At 65.9% G+C, this 17,413-nt stretch carries 15 protein-coding genes; 4 read left to right on the top strand and 11 right to left on the bottom strand.

The genetic code is table 11. The features are described 5' to 3' along the window. Positions 1-128 precede the first annotated feature (128 nt). The gene (locus AC3Z8Y_RS06905) at positions 129-350 is read left to right on the top strand and encodes a hypothetical protein (protein ID WP_490089017.1); all 222 of its coding nucleotides are present in this window, start codon (positions 129-131) and stop codon (positions 348-350) included. A gap of 2 nt (positions 351-352) precedes the next feature. Here AC3Z8Y_RS06905 and AC3Z8Y_RS06900 read toward each other — a convergent pair whose 3' ends face one another. From AC3Z8Y_RS06900 to AC3Z8Y_RS06875, 6 genes are all read right to left on the bottom strand, one after another. Next, a complete protein-coding gene (locus AC3Z8Y_RS06900) occupies positions 353-1,162 on the bottom strand; it encodes an acyl-CoA thioesterase (RefSeq protein ID WP_490089016.1) in 810 nt (269 codons plus the stop codon). 27 nt (positions 1,163-1,189) lie between these two features. Then, entirely contained in the window at positions 1,190-1,930 is a 741-nt protein-coding gene (locus AC3Z8Y_RS06895; protein ID WP_490089015.1) for a CHAD domain-containing protein, read from the bottom strand. A gap of 1 nt (position 1,931) precedes the next feature. Next, a complete protein-coding gene (locus AC3Z8Y_RS06890) occupies positions 1,932-3,929 on the bottom strand; it encodes a transglutaminase TgpA family protein (protein ID WP_490089014.1) in 1,998 nt (665 codons plus the stop codon). After that, a complete protein-coding gene (locus tag AC3Z8Y_RS06885; RefSeq protein ID WP_490089013.1) occupies positions 3,926-4,909 on the bottom strand; it encodes a DUF58 domain-containing protein in 984 nt (327 codons plus the stop codon). The genes AC3Z8Y_RS06890 and AC3Z8Y_RS06885 overlap by 4 nt, the downstream gene beginning before the upstream one ends. Further along, entirely contained in the window at positions 4,879-5,796 is a 918-nt protein-coding gene (locus tag AC3Z8Y_RS06880; RefSeq protein WP_490089012.1) for an AAA family ATPase, read from the bottom strand. The genes AC3Z8Y_RS06885 and AC3Z8Y_RS06880 overlap by 31 nt, the downstream gene beginning before the upstream one ends. Before the next feature lie 79 nt (positions 5,797-5,875). Then, positions 5,876-6,154, bottom strand: a complete 279-nt coding sequence (locus AC3Z8Y_RS06875; protein WP_181118935.1) for a hypothetical protein — start codon at positions 6,152-6,154, stop codon at positions 5,876-5,878. Between the two features lie 155 nt (positions 6,155-6,309). On the opposite strand from AC3Z8Y_RS06875, the gene AC3Z8Y_RS06870 reads away from it, so the two are divergent. Next, positions 6,310-7,401, top strand: coding sequence for a patatin-like phospholipase family protein (locus AC3Z8Y_RS06870; protein WP_490089011.1), 1,092 nt, complete (start codon positions 6,310-6,312; stop codon positions 7,399-7,401). Here AC3Z8Y_RS06870 and AC3Z8Y_RS06865 read toward each other — a convergent pair. Genes AC3Z8Y_RS06865 through kdpA form a run of 5 tightly spaced genes read right to left on the bottom strand, consistent with a single transcriptional unit; the run spans position 7,383 to position 15,117 of the window. Next, positions 7,383-8,099 (bottom strand): response regulator, encoded by a 717-nt coding sequence (locus AC3Z8Y_RS06865; RefSeq protein ID WP_490089010.1) that lies wholly within the window; start codon positions 8,097-8,099, stop codon positions 7,383-7,385. The genes AC3Z8Y_RS06870 and AC3Z8Y_RS06865 overlap by 19 nt on opposite strands. Positions 8,100-8,101: 2 nt before the next feature. After that, the gene (locus AC3Z8Y_RS06860; RefSeq protein WP_490089953.1) at positions 8,102-10,747 is read right to left on the bottom strand and encodes an ATP-binding protein; all 2,646 of its coding nucleotides are present in this window, start codon (positions 10,745-10,747) and stop codon (positions 8,102-8,104) included. A gap of 32 nt (positions 10,748-10,779) precedes the next feature. Then, the gene (gene kdpC / locus AC3Z8Y_RS06855) at positions 10,780-11,346 is read right to left on the bottom strand and encodes a potassium-transporting ATPase subunit KdpC (protein ID WP_490089009.1); all 567 of its coding nucleotides are present in this window, start codon (positions 11,344-11,346) and stop codon (positions 10,780-10,782) included. A gap of 21 nt (positions 11,347-11,367) precedes the next feature. Beyond that, positions 11,368-13,413 (bottom strand): potassium-transporting ATPase subunit KdpB, encoded by a 2,046-nt coding sequence (gene kdpB / locus AC3Z8Y_RS06850; RefSeq protein ID WP_490089008.1) that lies wholly within the window; start codon positions 13,411-13,413, stop codon positions 11,368-11,370. 9 nt (positions 13,414-13,422) lie between these two features. After that, positions 13,423-15,117 carry a potassium-transporting ATPase subunit KdpA gene (gene kdpA, locus AC3Z8Y_RS06845; RefSeq protein WP_490089007.1) on the bottom strand — a complete coding sequence of 565 codons (1,695 nt, stop codon included), beginning with the start codon at positions 15,115-15,117 and terminating at the stop codon, positions 13,423-13,425. 398 nt (positions 15,118-15,515) lie between these two features. Here kdpA and AC3Z8Y_RS06840 point away from each other — a divergent pair, with 398 nt between their 5' ends. Together AC3Z8Y_RS06840 and AC3Z8Y_RS06835 are read left to right on the top strand one after the other, a co-directional pair. Further along, positions 15,516-16,280 carry a response regulator gene (locus AC3Z8Y_RS06840; protein WP_490089006.1) on the top strand — a complete coding sequence of 255 codons (765 nt, stop codon included), beginning with the start codon at positions 15,516-15,518 and terminating at the stop codon, positions 16,278-16,280. Next, positions 16,277-17,392: a sensor histidine kinase gene (locus AC3Z8Y_RS06835; RefSeq protein ID WP_490089952.1), complete on the top strand. Its 1,116-nt coding sequence runs from the start codon at positions 16,277-16,279 to the stop codon at positions 17,390-17,392. Before AC3Z8Y_RS06840 ends, AC3Z8Y_RS06835 begins: the two co-directional genes overlap by 4 nt. Positions 17,393-17,413 lie beyond the last annotated feature (21 nt).

The following is a 17,413-nucleotide window of genomic DNA, read 5'->3' as shown; positions in this document are numbered from 1 at the left end:
GCCACTGGGCGAATGGTTGAAACTTAAGCAGCAGCTATAAGGCCCATAGGAAAGGACGATTCGCTCGAACCTGAGCGCTGGACTAATCTTGTATCCAGAATCATTCGCATCCATTTGGAGTTCACGCCATGCTTAGACGCCTCGCTTGCCGTACCGCGGGCCGTATGCCCGGGAACTGTACCCTGGACACCGGCGGTACTTCGGCTTCGATGTTTACCTTGCCATTACTGGTTATCGCCTTGGCCCTGGTGGGCCTGGGGTTCGCCACCGCCAATGCGTTGGAAGTGGTGATCGGCGCGATCTGCCTGGTCGCCGCCCTGAGCAAACCACACCAGGGCGACGCGCACTGACACTAGCCGAATACCGTTACCGTCTGCCGGCTGAGGGCGAGCAGTTCGCCCTCGGCGCTCCACAACGCGGCCGAAGTATGGCCGTAGCCATCGGCCGCATGCTCGATCAACGCCCGATACCGATACCAGCCCTGCCCGTCCAGGTGACGCACGGGCTGCATGAATTCGATCGTCCAGGTGAGTGTGCTGCCGGCCGCCGGTGCCGCGAGATGCGGCAATACGGCGGGTGGCCAGGCGTCTACCAGCGCCAGCAGATGAGCTTCGTCCAGCGTGGAAGGCTGGCTTTCTCCCCTTAACCGAACCCAGCCTCCGATTGCCGGTGACGGCGTATTGCTGAAGGGCAAGCCGCCGATCCCCCAGCGCATGTGCAGGTGCTTGAGGTACTGGGGTGTGAGCCCTTCGATGTATTCCAGCGAAACACACTGCTCCAGCGGTTTGAGCTCTGGCGCAGGCATGGCGCTCGCAGCAATCCGCGAGGCCCGGGCGGCGCCGAAGCTGCCCTGGATCAGCGTGACCACGCCCCCTGCCTGCACGGCCTTGCCCAGCACCGACACCACAGACTTGCCCGAGCGCAGCACCTCCACCTCGAATGAGGTGGGCACATCCAAGGCCGCCGGCGCCACGAAGCTGATCGCCAGCGAGCGCACCGGACGGTCGCCCAGCCCCTGCTCTGCCAGCCGCAGCCGCATGGCTTCATAAAGCAAGGCCGCCATCAGCCCGCCGAAACCGGCCCGGCCCTGTGACCAATCCTGCGGGATGCATACCGCCCCGGCGTTCTCCCGCACGGCGTGCAACAGTTCACGAAATTCCATCTGGTGCCCCTCGGCCGCTCACGCAAGTCAGCGTTTTGCCATGGCCCGCTCGAGGCGCGCAAGGGCCTTATCCGCCAAACCCTCGGCTTTGTGCAGCTCCGTTTGCCATTGGGGCCGATAGCTGGCCAACGCCGGCTGCGCATCGGCCTGATGCAGCCACTGAACACGGTCATGCCAGTCCCCCAAGGCGCCTTGCGCATTCTTCAGCGCCTTGGCCAAGCCTTGGGCAACCGGATCATGTTCGGGATACGCTTCACCGCCGTAACGTACCCGCTTGATCAGCAAGCGAAGACGATGGCGGTCGTGGCCGGGATCTTTCATGGCCTTCGCCAGTTTGCGCCACTGTTTGCCGAGAGACTTCTTCAGCGTGCGGTCTAGCTTGTCGCCCACCCCATAACTGGCCGAGGTCCGCAGCAACGGGACGATGGCGTCGAGCAGCCTGAGCAGCTGGCCCAGTTCGGTACTCTCGGCCACGCCGGGGTACACCGCTTCGGAAGGTTGCGGCGCGTGCGGCAGGTGGCTGGCCAACACTTCCTGATCACGCAGCGGCGTAGTGAGGTTGCCCAGGGCTCGCGCGGCCTCTTCGAGGCGGTCGATCCCAGGTAGCCCGCGCAATGGCCGCAGCAGGCTGCGCAAGCGGCGGGTCGCGGTACGCAGGTCATGCAGCGCTTCGCTGTCAGTGGCCACGGCCAGCCGTGCCTGGCACGCCAACAACCGCACCTGAGTGGCAATCAGCCGGGCAATCACCCGGTCCAGGGTAGAAGACATATCAACTCCGATCATGTTGTGAGTGTCGCAAGCGGGGCAGTTGGCGCTTGAGTGCGCGCAGCGTGGCCAGGGCCTCCTGCCCGGCCAGCGGCTCGGCACCATAGCGCTGCCGGCTGAAGGCTTGAGTAAAGGCTTGAATGTAGGGCGCCTGTTCCGGTAGCGCCTGGCTTGCCCGCGTGGCGAACGCCTGAGGCCCCTCCGCTGGCGCGCGAACGAGGCCATGGCGCCGCAGCGCTTTTTCGAAGGCCCGGTACTGGCGTAACTGGGGCTCGAGGCGTTGCTGCCAGGGCCGCAATATGGCCAGGGCCATGATCAATAGCGTAGCGCCCCCGCCCACCGGCAACAGCCAATCCACAGCGCCGGCGAACCATTGGCTGAGCCATTGCCGCTGCTGGTTCTCCTGATAACCCAGCACCCAGCGCTCCCAGCCGTAGTTAAGGTTCTCCCAGCCCAGCCGCAGTTCGTTCAGCCAGGCGAAGTTGCGGTAACGCAGGGCGGAAAAGGGTGACGCCGCCAGGAACGGTTCATCGGCGGCAAGGGCCTCGGCCAGCCCGGCTTCCACCCGCTGCGGTGCCACGGCGGCGGTGGGATCGGCGCTCTCCCAGCCGGTGCCCGGCGCCCAATACTCCACCCACGCATGGGCATCGTATTGGCGTACGCTGAGGTAATTGCCGCGCGGGTTGAATTCCCCACCCTGGTAGCCAATCACGATGCGCGCAGGCACGCCCATGCTTCGCAGAAGGAACGTCAGAGCGCCGGCATAGTGCAGGCAGAAGCCCCGGCGCGTGTCGAAAAGAAAGCCGTCGATGCTGTCGCTGCCCAGCGGGGACGGACGCAGGGTGTAGTGATAGTCCTGCTGGTTGAACAACCGCAACACTGTCCGCACGCGCTGCGCGGGATCCGTGGTACTGGCGGCGACGCTGGCGGCCAGCTCGCGGCTACGGGGGTTGCCGCCCGCAGGTAGCGCGAGGGCCTGGCGGCGGGCCGCCTCGCTAAGGCCTGGCTCGCGCACAGCCTGTGGCCAGCCACTGGCTTCATAGCTGTAGGTTTGGTCGATCACTCTCGGCCGTTGCCAGCGAAAATCATACCCCTGGCGCGCGCCCGCCCCCTCCAGCCGGCCGGTGTCCAGCATGAACAACCAAGGCTGGCCGCTGGCTTCCTCGATTACCCGATAACGGTACGCCGTCCCCTTGGGTTGCCAAGCCGCAGGCTGGCGCACCGCGCCGGGGTCACTTTGGGTCCAGCGGGTACCATCGAAGCGGTCGAGCGTCAGCGCGCGCCAGTACAGCGCCTGGCGCGGCGGTAGCGGGCCATCGAATGCCGCGCGAAAGGCCAGCTCCGCCGACTGGGCGAGCTCTGCGATGTCGCCGGGCGCCACCGTGTCGCTGAGCCCCGTGCGGGCTCGGTCACCCGGCATGGGCAGCGACCACAACGGCCCCATACGAGGGAAGAACACGAACAGCACTACCAGCAGTGGCAACGCCTGGGCCAGCATGCCGCCAGCCCGGCGCAGGGGCATCAGTACCGGGCCCGGGGGGCATTCCAGCGCAACGAGGGTGGCCAGCAGCGCGCTCAGCGGCAGCAGGCTGTACAAGGCCCAGGCCAGGCTGGCGTCGAACAGGTACCCCACGCCCAGGCAAAAGAAGCCCAGCATCACCACCACCCGTGCATCCCGCGTGGTGTTGACCTCCAGCAGCTTGAGCACTGATGCGGCCACCAGCAGGGCCGCGGCGAACTCCAGCCCGATGACCGTGCCCACCGACACGTATAACCCGGCAACGGTTGCCACCAGCAGCGCGCCCTTTACCAACCAGCCCGGGCTTGCCTTGCGCCGGCGGGTGAGCCATGCCCGCCAAAGGCTGCACCCCAGCCACAGCCCCAGCAGCCACGGCGGTACGTTCAACCAGAGCGGCACCATGACCAGCGCCTCGGCGCACAGCAACCAGAGCAATCCGCGCCAGGACATCACTGGCGTGTTCATGGCCGGGCTGTGTTTCATGGTGCAGCCCCATACAGTGCCAATGCCCGCAGGCTGGCTTCACGATGTGGTTCATCGGCGGCGGTGGCCAGGGCGATGCCGGGCAGGCGCAGCGAAAATGCCCGACCTTCTCTCGCCAGCTCCAGCACCCAATGGCACAACACTGACAAGCGTTCTTCGAGGGGCCCGTCGAGGGCGTCGAGGTCCAGCGCGGGATCGCGGCCGCGCACCTCGGCGAAGGCCTTGATCAGCAGGGCCTGGTTCTTTGAATAGGCCTTCCAGTGCAGCCGACGCCAGGAGTCACCGGGGCGGTATTCCTGCAAGCCCTGAAAATCGTCCACACCGGTATCCAGCACATGCCAGCCATGGTCTTCGGCATCGCTCGCCGGCCCGCTGCGTGGCGGCAAAGGCCCCGGCACCGGCGCGGGATACACCAACGCGCGCTGGCCGAGGTCGACCCAACTCCACGCCCGTATCAGCCCGAGGGGAAAGCCGGTTTCCAGGCGGATGCGCGGCGCGGATAACCAGCCACGGCGCTCCGTTGGCCACGACAAGGTCAGCCGCTGGCCTTGCTCCGCGGGAATATTGCACCGCTGCATGCGCCCGGCGCCCCAGCCCACCTGAATACCCAGGTGCTCGCGCGCGTGGCTTTGCAAGGCAAGCCCGAAATACGCGGGCTCTCCGGCAAAAACCGAGGCAGGCGGCTCGCCGGACAGCTCCAGCCCACCCAGGTTGCGGTAGGTATGAAGGATGGCGACCACGAATAATCCGCCCAAGGTAAAGGCCAGGGCGTAGGCCATGCTGTTCTGGTAATTGATGGCCGCCAGCAGCACCAGCCCGGTGGTGAGCAGGTAGCCATACCCCGCCGAGCTGGGAAGGATGTAGATACGCCGGTGGTCCAGGGTGACACGAGGCGCCGCAGGCGACCGGCGCGCTTGCCATTGCGCCAGGCGCCCGTGCCAGCGCTCGATCACAGCGCCGGCACCTCGCTGAGCAGCCATTGCACCAACGCCCCGCCACTGTGCCCACCCGGGTCGGCTCGCTCCCGCAAGCGGTGGCCGGCCACCGCGGGCAATACCGCCTGAATGTCTTCGGGCATCACGAAGTCACGATGATCAAGCAAGGCCCAGGCTCGGGCCGCGGACAGCAGCGCCAGGCTGCCTCGGGGCGACAGCCCTACGGCAAAGCGCGGCTGGGTACGCGTAGCCTCGACCAGCCGCAGCACGTAGTCGACCAGCGCCTCACTGACCTTGATCGCCTTGGCCCGGGCCTGTGCCTGGGCCAATTGCCCGTGGTCCAGCACCGGCGCCAGCCGCGGCAACATGTCCCGGCGTGCTTCGCCCAGTAACAGCGCCCGCTCCGCAGCATGGGCCGGGTAGCCCAGCGACAGACGCATCAGAAAGCGGTCCAGCTGGGATTCAGGCAGGGGGAAGGTGCCGCCCTGGCTGCTGGGGTTTTGCGTGGCAATCACGAAAAACGGCTGCGGCAAGGGCCGCGTGGCGCCTTCGATGGTGACCTGGCCTTCCTCCATAGCCTCCAGCAACGCGCTCTGGCTTTTAGGCGTGGCACGGTTGATTTCATCAGCCAGCACCAGCTCGGCAAAGATGGGCCCGGGATGAAAGGCGAACCGGCCACTGTCCTTGTCGAACACTGAGGTGCCCAGGATGTCACCCGGCAGCAGGTCGGAGGTGAATTGAATGCGCTGAAAGCTCAGCCCCAGCACCTTGGCCAAGGTGTGGCTGAGCGTGGTCTTGCCCATGCCGGGCAGGTCTTCGATCAACAGGTGACCATCGGCAATCAGGCACGCCAGCGCGAGCCGTACCTGAGTGTGCTTGCCCAGCAGTACTTCATTGACGGCCCCCAGGCACGCCTCCAGTGGATCAGCCATGGTCACCCCTCTCGCGTTGGCGGTATGGCGGCCCGAACGCGTACGTCAGTCAGGCAAGGAGGGGCCGGCCCGCACTTGCTTAGCGGCCCGCCCTCGATTCACGAATGTAGAACCGCGCTTTCTCGGCCTTGGTGCTACAGCCTTCGAATGCTTCGAATTGCTGCTGGGTCTTGGCGCCGGTCAACAGCGACAGTGCCTTGGAGTAGCTTACGGTCCCGGCAAACCCTTCGGCCTTGGCCAGGTCCAGTTCGTGCCAGGCGGCGTCGAGCTGGGTGGCGCAACTTTCGCGGTAGGCGGTTTTGGCGGCGCAGCCGGTCAACAGTACAGCGAGCAAAGGCAGACAGACCCAGGCTTTCATCGATTCGAACACTCCAGAATTCATGCAACGTGCAGATAAGACGGTGCGGCGGTTGAAAAGTGCCTGCCGCACGCGGGGCCGGCGGATTGTTCCTGGCCGACGAACGGTGCATTGTTAGCACATCGTCCGCGGGAAACCTATCCAAAGGGGGCTTGATGAAACAATCCGTGGCATTGGTACTGGGTTCGGGCGGCGCGCGGGGCTATGCGCACATTGGCGCCATCGAGGAAATCGAGCGCCGCGGCTATGACATCAGCTGCATTGCCGGCTGCTCCATGGGCGCGGTGGTGGGCGGTATCTACGCAGCAGGCAAGCTGGAGGAGTACCGCCACTGGATCGAGCGCCTGGACTACCTCGACGTGCTGCGGCTGGTGGACGTGAGCTTCAGGATGGGGGCGATCCGCGGCGACAAGGTATTCGGGCAGATCCGCCGCATTGTGGGCGAGCTGAACATCGAAGACCTGCGCATTCCCTATACCGCCGTGGCCACCGACCTCACCCACCAGAAGGAAATCTGGTTCCAGGAAGGCTGCCTGCACCAGGCCATGCGCGCGTCGGCGGCCATCCCCAGCCTGTTCACGCCGGTGATGATGGGCAACCGGATGCTGGTGGACGGCGGGCTGCTCAACCCGCTGCCGATCGTGCCCGTGGTCGCCAGCCATTGCGACCTGGTGGTTGCGGTCAACCTCAACGGCGCGGGAACCTTGCCGTTCGAGATGCCCGTGATCGAACGCCCCCCGGCGTTCCGCAACCGTTTCGATCGCCTGCTCGATTCCCTCGGTTCGCGCATGCCCCTGCGCCGTCGCCAGGCTGAAGCGGTGCTGCAGATGGAGCGCAACGTACTGGCCCCGGTGAGCGCCTCGCCCGAGCCGTGGTTTACCGGCGGCCTGGCGGACGACTTGGCAGCCAGCCTTGCCGACAGCATGGGTGACCCGGTCATGGAAGCCCGCCCCAAACGCCGCCGCGGCCGGGCCGGCGTGGACGAAACCGTTCCCTCGTCGGCCACCGGCGCAGTGGTGGTGGACACCGTAGGCCCTGCGTCCTTGCTGGACCTGATCAACCAGAGTTTCGAGGTGATGCAAACCTCACTGTCCCAGTACAAGATCGCCGGGTACCCGCCCGATGTACTGATCGAGGTGCCTAAGCGTGTGTGCCGCTTCTTCGAGTTCTACAAGGCGCCGGAATTGATCGCCCTGGGCAGGCGCATGGCCAAGGACGCCTTCGACCGCTACGAAGGCAAGGCCTGATCGGCGGCCGTGGCCTCCAGCAGGCGATAGCCCACCCCGGGCTCGGTCTGGATGTAGCGGGGGCTGGCCGGGTCGTCGCCGAGCTTGTGGCGCAAATGGCCGATCACGATGCGCAGGTAGTGGGTGTCCTCGGCATGTGACGGCCCCCAGATGTCGGTCAGCAGCTGCCGTTGGGTGATAACCCGCCCTGGGTGCCGCGCCAGCTGTGCCAGCACTGCGTATTCCTTGCGGGTAAGGCTCAATGTTGCACCGGCCACGGTTACCCGGCGCCCGGCCAGGTCTACGTTGAGCTCGCCAAGCCGTACCGTCGCCGCCTCGCCTTGCCCGGGCGTGGCCTGGCGCAGCAAGGCCCTCACCCGCGCCAGAAACTCCTGGATACCGAACGGCTTGGTAACGTAGTCGTTCGCGCCAGCGTCCAGCGCTTGGACCTTCTGCGCCTCGCTTGCCCGTACCGACAACACCAGCACGGGGGTTTGCGTCCATTCGCGCAGTTGCGCCAGCACCGCCTGGCCGTCCATGTCGGGCAGGCCCAGGTCCAGCACGATCAGGTCGGGGCGGCCGAGCGCGGCCTGTTCCAGGCCCTGGGCCCCGGTCTCGGCTTCCAGCACTTTGTAATTTTGGGCGCCCAGCGCAATACGCAGGAATTTACGGATCTGTGGCTCGTCATCCACAATCAGCACAGTGGCGAGGTCGGGCATGTTCAGGGTTCGCTGTGCGGGCCAGGTGGCGGGTGAAGCGGCAAGCATAGGGCGATGCGGGTACCCTGGCCACCCTCGGCATCGCCTGCCAGCACCTGCCCCCCGTGCGCGCCTACCATCCCCTGACAGATTGCCAACCCCAGGCCCGTGCCCTGGCCGCCACGGTCGCCCCGGCCGGCGGTGTAGAACATGTCGAAGATCCGCTCACGCTCTTCGGGCGGAATGCCGGGCCCCTGGTCGCTCACCGTCAGGCATAGCCGGTCATTGTCCTGAAGTGCTTCGATGAGGATGCGCCCGCCTGGCGGGGAAAACCGTGCGGCGTTTTCCAGCACATTGATCAAAGCCTGCTCTATGAGCGCCGGATGTATCCACAGCAATGGCAGCGTCGCTGGGGCCAGAACCTCGACTGCGAACGGCGCCAGTACCGAGCGCAAGCGCTGCAGCGCCGCCCCGATCAGCTCGTCGGCGGCGATCCAGTCCCTGGCGAGCGTCAGCGCGCCATGGCCGAGGCGGGTCATGTCCAGCAGGTTCTGGATATAGCGGTCCAGGCGCTCGCATTCCAGCCGAGTGGTTTCAAGCAGCTCGGCGCTGTCCACAGGGGACAGCACCTCCCCCAACGATTGCAGGCTTTCGATGCTGCCGCGCATGACCGTGAGCGGTGTGCGCAGGTCATGGGAAACGGATGCCAGCAAGGCGCTGCGCAGTTGCTCGGTTTCGCCGTGCAGCCGCGCCGCTTCCAGTTCCTCGGCCAGCCTGGCGCGGGCCAGCGCCTGGGCCAGAGGCTGTGCAAGAGCCATGGCCAACTGGCGCCGTTGCCGGCTGATGCTCCCACCCTCGACAGCGGCCAACCCCACCACGCCGAGGGTGCGGCCGTCGGCTACCAGCGGCCACCACCACCAGCGGCTGCCGGGCAGAGTTCCGCTGCCCTCCCCTGCCGCCTGGCCGTGCTGCCAGGCCCAGTCGGCCGCTGCGCGCTCCGTGGCGCTGAGGTTTACCGGTAAATCACCACTGGCCTGCAAGGCGTTATCGATGCCGCGCTCCAGCAGGCTGGCGCGCACGTCGGCCCAGCGCGCCAGATGCCCGGTGGCCGCCGCCGCAACGGCCTGATGATCGCTGGCGGCTGCCAAGCCTCGGGAAAAGTCCAGCAACTCGGCGGTTTCAGCCTGGGCTTCGCGCAGCGCTTGCAATTGCCGGCGCTGGCGCCCCGCGAGCTGCCCGGTCAACGTCGCCATCACCAGGAAGAACAGCAGCGTGAGCACGTCCTCCCCGCGCTGGATCATCAGCGAATAGCGCGGCGCAATGAACAACAGGTCATACATCACGAACGAAGCCACGGCGCACACCAGGGCCGGCCCTGTGGCACTACGTACGGCTATCAACAGCACAGCAGTGAGGAAGATGAGCGATACGTTGGGCAACGCCAGCCACCCGGCAATGCCATAGGCCAGCACGCTGGCCACGGCAGCGGCCGCCATCGCCAGCAGGTAAGGCCCTGCCGGCTGGGGGTTCAGCGTTGCACGCGTTTTGCCGGCGGGCGAGGCCTGGTCCCGCTCCAGCACGCTGATTTCAAGCCCGGGGGCGCCTTGCAACAACCGCACGGCGACACCTCGCCGCCAACGGCGCCGCTCCCCGGATTGCCCTACCAGCAGCAGGCTGGCGTGGCGTTCATGGGCATGCTCCAGAAGCGTCCGGGCAAGGTCGGCACCGCGCAGTAGCACGACCTCACCCCCCAACCGCTCAGCCAGTTGCTGAGCCTGGGCCAGCTGCTGCCGGCAAGCTTCGTCCTTAGGGGTGCCGCTTTCCACATGCACCACGCTCCAGGGCAAGTGTCGGCGCTGGGCAACCAGGCTGGCATGGCGGATCAGGCGCTCGGCCTGGTTGTCTGCTGCAATGCCTACCAGCAAGCGGCCGCGCAAGCTTGCGGTACGTAGCGACTGCCCACCGCCATCGCGGTCGAGGGCGGCATCGACCTGCGCGGCCGCAGTTTGCAAGGCCAGCTCACGCAAGGCGGCCAGGTGGTGAGGCGTGAAAAACGCTTCGATGGCCGCCCTGGCCTGCTCGGGCACGTACACCTTGCCTTCGCGCAGCCGCTCCAGCAAATCATGCGGTGGAAGGTCGATCAGCACCAGTTCGCTGGCGGTCAGTACCAGCCAGTCCGGAACGGTTTCGCGCACACGCACGCCGGTGATTGCGCGTACGCGGTCGTTGAGGCTTTCCAGGTGCTGAACGTTCACCGTGGTATACACGTCGATGCCGGCTGCCAGTAACTCCTGCACATCCTGCCAGCGCTTGGCGTGGCGGCTGCCCGGTGCGTTGTCGTGGGCCAGTTCGTCGATCAACGCCAGTCGCGGCCGCGCCTGCAGCAGGGCGTCCAGGTCCAGCGCTTCCAGCCAGCGGTCGCGGTACTGCACCTTACGCAACGGCTGCCGAGGCAAACCGGTCAGCAGCGCTTCGGTTTGCGCCCGGCCGTGGGTGACCACTACCCCGGCAACCACGTTCACGCCCTGGCGCTGCCGAGCCTGGGCCGCCTGTAGCATGGCGTAGGTTTTACCCACGCCAGCGGCGGCGCCCAGGAACACTTTCAAGCGCCCCCGGCCAAGCTCCGGGAGCGCAGCCAGCAAGGCGTCCGCGCGGGCGGCATCGCTAATGGTCATGGCGGCACTTCATAACGGGGCGGCGCTCACGGCTGTCGGGAAGGCGACGTTAACCTATCCAGCGCCAGGTTCAAGGCCAACACGTTCACCACCGGTGGGCCGAACACCGGTTGGCGGACCTGATCCGCCACCAGCGCGTTCACATCGCTTTCGGCCAGGCCCCGGGCGCGCGCCACCGCAGGCACCTGATACAGCGCAGCCGCGGGCGGCAGGTCCGGGTCCAGCCCGCTGGCAGAGGTAGTCAGCAAGGCCAGCGGTACCGGGCCAGCCAAAGGGTCATGCAGCGCCTTGGCGGCATCGGCAATGCGTGTAGCCAGCGCCGGGTTGGTGGCCGCCAGGTTACTGGCCGAACTGGAAACAGTCGCAAAATCCCCTGCCGACGGCCGAGCCCGGAACCAGCCGGCGCCCTCGAACTTTTGCCCCAGCAGCGCGGAGCCGCGCACCTGGCCGTGGCTATCGCGCACCAGGCTGCCTTGCGCCTGGGGCGCAAAAGCGAGCTGGGCCACTGCGGTCACCAGCAGTGGGTAAGCCACACCGGTAAGCGCGGTCATGATCAACAACAAGCCCACGGCGGGGCGCACGAACGACAACATGGTGAATCCTCCAATAGCGGGTTACACCAGGCCCAGCCCGGTGAGGCACAGGTCGATCAGTTTGATACCCACGAACGGCACCACCAGCCCGCCTACCCCGTAGATCAACAGGTTGCGACGCAGCAGGTGCGCCGCGCTGCGGGCTTGTACCCGCACGCCTCGAAGCGCCAGCGGCACCAGCACGATGATGATCAGGGCGTTGAAGACGATGGCGGACAGGATCGCGCTCTGCGGGCTGGCCAGCTGCATGATGTTGAGCACGTTCAACTGCGGGTAGATGCCGGCGAACAGCGCTGGAAGGATGGCAAAATATTTGGCGACGTCGTTGGCCACCGAAAAGGTCGTCAGCGCGCCCCGGGTGACCAGTAACTCCTTGCCCACGCGCACCACGTCCAGCAGCTTGGTGGGGTCGCTGTCCAGGTCCACCATGTTGGCCGCTTCCCGCGCCGCCTGAGTCCCTTCGTTCATGGCCACGCCCACGTCGGCCTGGGCCAGAGCCGGCGCATCGTTGGCCCCATCACCACACATGGCCACCAGCCTGCCCTGCTCCTGCTCGGCCCGGATGCGTTCGAGCTTTCTCAGCGGCGTCGCTTCCGCGATCACGTCATCCACCCCGGCCTCGGCGGCAATGGCGGCGGCAGTCAGCGGGTTGTCGCCCGTCACCATCACGGTGCGGATACCCAGCGCGCGCAGGGCCGCAAAACGCTCGCGAATGCCGGGCTTTACCACGTCCGTCAGCTCAATCACGCCCAGCAGGTTGTTGTCCCTACTCACCAGCAGCGGCGTACCACCCCGTTGAGCAATGCGATCGACTTCCCGAGCCAGGGGAGCAACGAGCTCGCTACGGCTGCTGCCGACGAACGCCAGCACGGCATCCACCGCGCCCTTGCGATAGCGCATGCCGTTGAGGTCCATGCCCGAAAGCCGGGTTTCGGCGCTGAACGGCACGCCTGTGCCGCCTGCGGCCAGCGGCGGTTGGCCACCCACGAACTGAAGAATGGATTTGCCCTCGGCCGTGCTGTCGGCCAGCGAGGCAAACACAGCGGCGGTAGCCAGGGCGTCACGGCTTACGCCAGGGGCGGGCAACAGGGCGGTACAGCGGCGGTTGCCGAAGGTGATGGTGCCGGTCTTGTCCAGCAGCAGCACCTGCACGTCGCCCGCCGCCTCCACGGCCCGACCGGACTTGGCAATCACGTTAAGGCGCACCAGGCGATCCATGCCGGCAATGCCGATGGCCGACAGCAGCCCGCCGATAGTGGTGGGAATAAGGGTGACCAACAGCGCCAGCAGGTACACCGCTGGCAGGTCCCCGCCTGCATACAGCGCGAAGGGCTGCAGGCTGGCGACCACCATCACGAAAATGAGGGTGAGGCCGATCAGCAGGCTGTCCAAGGCAATCTCGTTGGGGGTCTTCTGGCGACGCGCGCCCTCCACCAGGGCGATCATGCGGTCGACCGTGGATTCTCCAGGGTTGCTGGACACCCGCACCAGCAGCCAATCCGATACCACCCGGGTATTGCCGGTCACGGCGGAACGATCGCCACCGGATTCACGGATCACTGGTGCCGATTCACCCGTGATCGCCGCTTCGTCTACCGCAGCGATGCCGTCGATGACTTCGCCGTCGGCCGGGATCATTTCCCCAGCGTCCACCCTCACGATGTCACCCACGCGCAATACGCCGGCTGGCACGGATTGGAAGGCGCCCGCGGCATCCTGGCGGCGGGCCAGCAAGCCCTGGCTGCCGCTGCGCAGGCTGTCGGCCCGGGCACGGCCCCGGCCTTCGGCGAGGGCCTCGGCAAAGTTGGCGAACAGCACGGTAAACCACAACCACAGCGCCAGTTGGGCGCCAAGGCTGGTGCTCACCGCCGCGTTCGGCATCAGGCACAGTACGGTAGTGGCCACGGCGGTGAGCGCGACCACCAGCATCACTGGCGCCCGGCGTAGTTGGCGTGGGTCGAGCTTGAGAAAAGCCTGGCCCAGGGCAGGCAGCCAAAGCCCTTTGAGGTGGGTGCTCGCGACCGGCTGCGCTGCAGCCACCACGGCGGTTTCAAGCGGCATGTTCATGGCAGGTTCTCAAAAGGCGTGGGTGAGCTGGTCGGCGATCGGGCCCAGCGCGAGCGCAGGGAGGAAGGTCAACCCGCCCACCAGCAGGATGGTGAGGGTAAGCAAGGTAACGAACAGCGGGCCGTGGGTAGGGAAACTGTCTATGCCAACCGGCGCGGGTTTCTTCGCTGCCAGGCAACCGGCCAGGGCAATCACCGGCACGATGTAACCGAAGCGCCCCACCAGCATGGCCGCGGCCAGCAGCAGGTTATGGACGGCGGTGTTGGCGCTGAAGCCGCCGAACGCCGAACCGTTGTTGGCCGCGGCGGATACGTAGCCATACAACAGCTCGCTGAACCCGTGGGCGCCTGGGTTCGCCAGCGCGGAGGGCGTGCCTGGAAGCAAGGCCGCAACGGCCGCCGGCACTAACGCCGCCAGCGGCATCACCAGCAAACTGACCACCAGCAGGCGCACTTCCCGGGCCTGGAGCTTCTTGCCCAGGTATTCCGGCGTGCGGCCGATCATCAAGCCCGCGAGGAACACAGCGGTGAGTACGAACAGGAGCATGCCGTAGATGCCGGCGCCCACGCCGCCGAAAATCACTTCGCCCAGCATCATGTTCACCATCGCTACCATCCCGCTCAGGGGGTTGAGGCTGTCATGCATGCCATTCACCGAGCCGTTCGAAGCGGCCGTAGTGACCACGGCCCATAGCGTGGTCGCCGTGGTGCCGAACCGGGCCTCTTTGCCCTCAAGCGAAGGCTCTGTGGTTGCCAGTTGGGACAGCAGCTGCGGGTTGGGCTGGTATTCGGCCCATAGCGCCACGCCGGCGCCAAGCGCTAGCAAAATCAGCATCGTGGCCAGAATCGCCCGGCTTTGGCGCAGGTCTTTCACGTAATGGCCAAACATGAACACCAGCGCGGCAGGAATACTCAAGATCGCCGCCAGCTCGAACAGGTTGCTCAAGGCCGTGGGGTTCTCGAACGGGTGTGCCGAGTTCACGCCGAAAAACCCACCGCCATTGGTGCCCAGTTGCTTGATGGCGATCTGGCTCGCGACCGGGCCGAGTGGAACAAGCTGTTCGACGCCCTGCACGGTGAGCGCGGGTACATAGTTGGAAAAGGTTTGCGGCACGCCCTGCCACACCAGCACCAGCGCGAACACCAGGCACAGGGGCAGCAGCCCATAGAGCGTGGCGCGGGTAAGGTCCACCCAGAAGTTACCGACGGTCGCCGCGTTGCGCCGGGCAATTGCGCGACACAGCGCGGCCAGCACGGCCAGGCCCGTGGCGGCGCTTACAAAGTTTTGCACAGTAAGGCCGGCCATCTGGCTCAGGTAGCTGAGCGAAGCTTCCCCGCTGTAGGCCTGCCAGTTGGTATTGGTGACAAAACTCACCGCTGTGTTGAACGCCAGCGTCCACTCAAGGCCCGGCAACTGCTGCGGGTTAAGTGGCAGCACCCCTTGGAGCATCAACAACCCGAACAGCAACACCAGGCCGGCCAGATTGAACGCGATCACCGCGCCCAGGTAGGCTTGCCAGCCTTGCTGCCGTGTGGGGTCGATCGCCACTAGCCGATAACAGCTCCGCTCGACCGCGCCCAGCAGCCGCCCCAGCGTGGTGGGCTCGCCTTCCATGATCCGATAGTAGAACCGCCCCAGCCATGGCGCAGGTCCCAACACCAACACCGCCACGCCCAGGATGAGCCAATAGTCATAACTGTGCATAATGGCGCTCCCGGTGGCTTGCCCATCCCAGTTCGCGGCACGAGCACCCTGCTCTCCCGTCCATCTGATAATTCCTTCGCCAATGTGTGATCGAGGTGATCATTGTCGGACGCCAAGGCGTAAAGGAACGAGGCCCACAGCCCTGCCCCCGCGTAAAATCGCCGTAAAGTTTGCGTTGCGTCGGGCTACCGACCGGTGGCGTTCAGGTTTTTGTATCGGGGCCGATACATTTAAGAAACCGAGGCGACACGCAGTGCCCCTAAGCTGCCGCCATCCCGCACACGCTCTGCATCGGTTCCACTTCGGCCCCGCTTTGGTCCGTATTGGCCGACCTTTGGCGAGCGCGTTGCGCGGCCCCTACAGCTATCGCCGCCCAACCTGGCCCGAGACGATCCCGAATGAACACACCCCTGAGCCCCGCCCCTGATCGAGACAAGCTGAGTGCCATGGACGACGAAAAGCGCTGGAATACCCGTGCTCTGATCGTCGACGACGATGTGCCGATTCGTGAACTGCTGATCGACTACCTCGCCCGCTTCGGCATCCTGGGATATGGGGTAAGCGACGGCGAAGCCATGCGCCAGGCCATGAAGAACGAGGCCTTCGATGTGGTGGTACTGGACCTGATGCTGCCAGGCGAAGACGGCCTGTCCCTGTGCCGGCACCTGCGAGCGGAATCGGACATTCCGATCCTGATGCTCACCGCCCGCTGCGAGCCTACCGACCGCATCATCGGGCTGGAGCTGGGCGCTGACGACTACATGGCCAAGCCTTTCGAGCCCCGCGAGCTGGTGGCACGCATTCAAACCGTATTGCGCCGGGTGCGTGACGACCGTACCGAGCAACGCGGCAACGTGCGCTTTGACAACTGGCGGCTGAACAGTGTGCTGCGTCAACTCACCTCCGCCGAAGGCCTGGTGGTACCGCTGTCCAATGCCGAATTCCGCTTGCTGTGGGTGTTCCTCGAGCGGCCACGGCGGGTGCTCAGCCGTGAACAGCTGCTGGACGCCGCGCGGGGGCGCTCCATCGAAGCGTTCGATCGCAGCATCGACCTGCTGGTGTCGCGCTTGCGGCAAAAGCTGGGGGACGATCCCAAGGCGCCCCAGCTGATCAAGACCGTTCGCGGCGAGGGCTACCTGTTCGACGCCCGGGAAATCGGCTGATGCGCAAGGCCGATACGCTGTTCGCGAGACTGTTCGGCGTCTCGGTAGTTGCCATCATTCTTGCGCACGTCCTTGCGGTGATGTGGTTCCACTATTACGGCTTTCCCGGGCCACCCGGCGGCCCACGTCCGCCAGCGCCGATGACGCAACAACAGCCGGGCACCGCGCCCGGCCCCATGGCAGACCAACCGCCTCGGCCCGAAGAGTTCGGCGGCCCTGGCCCTGGCGGCCCGGGCCCCTTCGAGCCTCCTCACGAGCGGCCATTCTTCGAGGGGCCTGTGGTGCCACTGACGTTCCAGATCATCATGTTGGTGATCGCGGCGTGGTGGGGTGCGCGCTGGCTGTCGCGGCCGATCCGCCGTTTCAGCGAAGCGGCCGAGCGGCTCAGCGAGAACCTCGACAGCCCGCCCATGGAAGAGACGGGCCCCATCGAAGCGCGAAAGGCGGCGTATACGTTCAACCAGATGCAGCAACGCATCCGCGAACAGGTGCAGCAGCGTGCCCGTATGCTGGGCGCCGTGTCTCACGATCTGCGCACACCGCTGTCGCGGCTCAAGCTGCGACTGGAGCAGATCGACGATGAAAAACTGCAAAATCAGATGCGCCAGGACCTGGACGATATGATCCGGATGCTGGACGCCACCCTGACGTACCTTCACGAGCGGCGCACCAGCGAAGCCCTGCAATGGTATGACGTTCAGGCGCTGGTGGAGTCGCTGTGCGAGAACGCCCAGGACAACGGCTTGCCTGCAGAGTCGCGCGGTATCTGCGCCCCTTTGAAAACCCAGCCGATGGCCTTGCGCTCCTGCCTGAGCAACCTGCTGGATAACGCCCTTCGGTATGGCGGGCACACGTTGGTAGAACTGATCGATAGCCCAGGGCATGTGGTAATCCGGGTGATCGACCATGGCCCGGGCATCAGCGCCGAGAAGCGCGAAGCGGTATTCGAGCCCTTCTTCCGCTTGGAAGGGTCGCGCAACCGCAACTCCGGTGGTGTAGGCCTGGGCATGACCATCGCCCGGGAAGCCGCGCAGCGGCTGGGTGGCAGCCTGGCGCTGGACGAAACGCCCGGCGGTGGACTCACGGCCGTGGTGCGCTTGCCAAGGGATTGATATCGGCGGCGATACACAGGC

This window comes from Pseudomonas sp. 3MAES_34.3B, assembly GCF_058145875.1.
Note: the sequence above shows the minus strand (reverse complement) of the source record. Positions and strands in the feature narration are given on the sequence as shown.

Coding starts and splice junctions, on each gene's coding strand:
- AC3Z8Y_RS06905 (WP_490089017.1), top strand. CDS start 129: ATGCTTAGACGCCTCGCTTGCCGTACCGCGGGCCGTATGCCCGGGAAC.
- AC3Z8Y_RS06900 (WP_490089016.1), bottom strand. CDS start 1,162: ATGGAATTTCGTGAACTGTTGCACGCCGTGCGGGAGAACGCCGGGGCG.
- AC3Z8Y_RS06895 (WP_490089015.1), bottom strand. CDS start 1,930: ATGTCTTCTACCCTGGACCGGGTGATTGCCCGGCTGATTGCCACTCAG.
- AC3Z8Y_RS06890 (WP_490089014.1), bottom strand. CDS start 3,929: ATGAAACACAGCCCGGCCATGAACACGCCAGTGATGTCCTGGCGCGGA.
- AC3Z8Y_RS06885 (WP_490089013.1), bottom strand. CDS start 4,909: ATGGCTGCTCAGCGAGGTGCCGGCGCTGTGATCGAGCGCTGGCACGGG.
- AC3Z8Y_RS06880 (WP_490089012.1), bottom strand. CDS start 5,796: ATGGCTGATCCACTGGAGGCGTGCCTGGGGGCCGTCAATGAAGTACTG.
- AC3Z8Y_RS06875 (WP_181118935.1), bottom strand. CDS start 6,154: ATGAAAGCCTGGGTCTGTCTGCCTTTGCTCGCTGTACTGTTGACCGGC.
- AC3Z8Y_RS06870 (WP_490089011.1), top strand. CDS start 6,310: ATGAAACAATCCGTGGCATTGGTACTGGGTTCGGGCGGCGCGCGGGGC.
- AC3Z8Y_RS06865 (WP_490089010.1), bottom strand. CDS start 8,099: ATGCCCGACCTCGCCACTGTGCTGATTGTGGATGACGAGCCACAGATC.
- kdpC (WP_490089009.1), bottom strand. CDS start 11,346: ATGTTGTCGTTCGTGCGCCCCGCCGTGGGCTTGTTGTTGATCATGACC.
- kdpB (WP_490089008.1), bottom strand. CDS start 13,413: ATGAACATGCCGCTTGAAACCGCCGTGGTGGCTGCAGCGCAGCCGGTC.
- kdpA (WP_490089007.1), bottom strand. CDS start 15,117: ATGCACAGTTATGACTATTGGCTCATCCTGGGCGTGGCGGTGTTGGTG.
- AC3Z8Y_RS06840 (WP_490089006.1), top strand. CDS start 15,516: ATGAACACACCCCTGAGCCCCGCCCCTGATCGAGACAAGCTGAGTGCC.